Source organism: Streptomyces meridianus (genome assembly GCF_023703325.1).
Taxonomy (GTDB): Bacteria; Actinomycetota; Actinomycetes; order Streptomycetales; family Streptomycetaceae; genus Streptomyces; species Streptomyces meridianus.
The window spans coordinates 1-2,594 of record NZ_JAMQGM010000077.1 but is presented as its reverse complement, the minus strand read 5'-3'; the positions used below and the strand labels follow the sequence as shown (position 1 = coordinate 2,594).

The following is a 2,594-nucleotide window of genomic DNA, read 5'->3' as shown; positions in this document are numbered from 1 at the left end:
AGGTTCGCACCGAAGGTGTTCGTCTCCACGCAGTCCACGCCGACCGCGAAGTACTCCTCGTGCACCGAGCGCACGATGTCCGGCCGCGTCACGTTCAGCACCTCGTTGCAGCCTTCCAACTGCTCGAAGTCCTCCAGCGACGGCTCCTGGGCCTGCAGCATGGTGCCCATCCCGCCATCGGCCACCACCACCCGCGAGGCCAGTGCCTCACGCAACTGAGCTGATCGCGTATTCACGAGACACCCAACAAGTGCGGTTCCATCGCCAGTGCCGCGTCACTGCCGTAGGTGTCGCTCAGTCGGCTCACCAGCTCTGAGGGGACGACTTTGTATTCCTGGGTACCGATGGATTCGAGGACTGTGGTGGCCAAAGCGCAGCCGATCCTTGCTGCGTTCTTGAGATTCAAGTGCCAGCTGGCTGCGGCGAGGAAGCCAGCGCGGAAGGCATCCCCCACTCCTGTCGGGTCCAGTGCTGCTGTGGTCGGCACGGCTGGAACGTGGAGAGCCGCCGAACCTTCGCGAAGGATCTTCACTCCGGAGTCGCCAAGCGTCGATACCCAAGTGCCGATCTGTTGGAGGACCTGGCTCTCGGTCCATCCAGTCTTCTCTTGCAGGAGCGCGGCCTCGTATTCGTTGGTGAACAGGTATCGCGCATCCTGTACTAGAAGCCTGATTTCCTTGCCCTCGAGCCGAGCCATCTGCTGGGAGGGGTCGGCAGCGATAGCGATGCCAAGCCGCTGGCATGCCTCGGTGTGAAGGAGCATAGCCTGCGGATCGTTAGGTGCGACGACCACGAGGCCGATGTTGCCGACAGCTTTAGCCACTCTGGTGAGGTCGATGTCACGGGCTTCCGACATCGCTCCGGGGTAAAAGGTGGCGATCTGGTTTTGCTCCAGATCAGTGGTGCAGACGAAGCGTGCGGTGTGTTGGGTGTTGCTTAGTTGGACGTGCTTTGTATTCACTCCGTCTGCCTGTAACCGAGCGCTGTAGTCGGTGAAGTCTGTTCCTGCTGCGCCCACGAGGATTGGACGAAGGCCCAGTTGGGCCATGCCAAAGGCAATGTTGGCTGCAACACCTCCGCGTCGTACCTCGAGTCCATCAGCAAGGAAGGATAGAGAGACACGGTCTAACTGGTCAGGTAGGAGTTGGTCAGCGAAACGGCCGGGGAAGGTCATCAGGTGATCGGTGGCGATCGATCCTGTCAGCGCGATGTGCACGTTTCTCCTTGAGCCTTCGTGGGGTGAGAGGCGATGAGGCTGAAGGTTCAGTTGCTGGCGACCGCGCGCAGCTCGTCGACGCGGTTGGTGCGCTCCCAGGTGAAGTCGGGGAGTTCGCGGCCGAAGTGGCCGTAGGCGGCGGTCTGCGCGTAGATGGGCCGGAGCAGGTCCAGGTCGCGGATGATCGCGGCCGGGCGGAGGTCGAAGACCTCGCTGATGACCCGCTCGATCTTCTCGGCGTCCACGGTCGCTGTTCCGAAGGTCTCCACGAACAGGCCCACCGGCTCGGCCTTGCCGATCGCGTACCCCACCTGAACCTCGCAACGGGTTGCCAGGCCGGCGGCCACCACGTTCTTCGCCACCCAGCGCATCGCATACGCCGCCGACCGGTCCACCTTGGACGGGTCCTTGCCCGAGAAGGCACCGCCACCGTGCCGCGCCATACCGCCGTAGGTGTCGATAATGATCTTGCGGCCGGTCAGTCCCGCGTCACCCATCGGCCCGCCGATCTCGAACCGCCCCGTGGGGTTCACCAGCAGCCGGTAGCTGTCGGTGTCCAGCGCGATCCCATCTTCATGCAGCTCCTTGAGGACGTGCTCGACAACATGTGTGCTGATGTCGGGGGCGAGCAGCGAGTCGAGGTCGATGTCCGAGGCGTGCTGCGAGGAGACCACAACCGTGTCGAGTCGCACGGCCTGGTCGCCGTCGTACTCGATGGTGACCTGCGTCTTGCCGTCCGGGCGCAGGTAGGGGACTGTCCCGTTCCGGCGCACTTCGGACAGTCGGCGCGACAGCCGGTGGGCCAGGTAGATCGGCAGTGGCATCAGCTCGGGCGTCTCGTCGCAGGCGTAGCCGAACATCAAGCCCTGGTCGCCAGCACCCTGCTTGTCGAGCTCATCCTCGTCGCCCTCGACCCGCAGCTCGTAGGCGCTGTCGACGCCCTGCGCGATGTCGGGGGACTGCGAGCCGATGGACACCGAGACACCACACGAGGCGCCGTCGAAGCCCTTGGCTGAGGAGTCGTAGCCGATCTCGAGGATCTTGTTCCGCACCAGGGTCGCGACGTCAACGTACGCCTTGGTCGTCACCTCGCCGGCGACATGCACCAAGCCGGTGGTGATCAGCGTCTCCACAGCGACCCGAGAAGCCGGGTCCTCCGCGAGAAGAGCGTCGAGGATCGTGTCACTGATCTGGTCAGCGATCTTGTCGGGGTGGCCCTCGGTGACAGACTCCGAGGTGAACAGGCGTCGAGACATGGAGGACTCCCAGATAGGTGAGGTGGGGAGGAAATATCGGGTCGGCGGTGAGTACGTCAGTAGCGGTAGTGGTCGGGCTTGTACGGACCCTCGACCGGCACACCGATGTAGGCGGCCTGCTC

General features: G+C 63.7%; 4 protein-coding genes. All 4 read right to left on the bottom strand.

The window, feature by feature from the left end; all coding sequences use genetic code 11:
* The coding region (locus M1E25_RS25285) for a homocysteine S-methyltransferase family protein (protein WP_251419601.1) at positions 1-236 on the bottom strand (236 nt) is incomplete at its 3' end.
* Positions 233-1,216 (bottom strand): carbohydrate kinase family protein, encoded by a 984-nt coding sequence (locus M1E25_RS25280; RefSeq protein WP_251419599.1) that lies wholly within the window; start codon positions 1,214-1,216, stop codon positions 233-235. The genes M1E25_RS25280 and M1E25_RS25285, both read right to left, overlap by 4 nt.
* Positions 1,217-1,263: 47 nt before the next feature.
* Entirely contained in the window at positions 1,264-2,472 is a 1,209-nt protein-coding gene (gene metK, locus M1E25_RS25275; protein ID WP_251419597.1) for a methionine adenosyltransferase, read from the bottom strand.
* 56 nt (positions 2,473-2,528) lie between these two features.
* Positions 2,529-2,594 (bottom strand): adenosylhomocysteinase (locus tag M1E25_RS25990; RefSeq protein ID WP_372501459.1); only part of this gene is annotated, 66 nt, incomplete at its 5' end.

Bases quoted from the DNA above. Each gene is read 5' to 3' on its own strand.
- metK (WP_251419597.1), bottom strand. From the start codon at position 2,472: ATGTCTCGACGCCTGTTCACCTCGGAGTCTGTCACCGAGGGCCACCCC.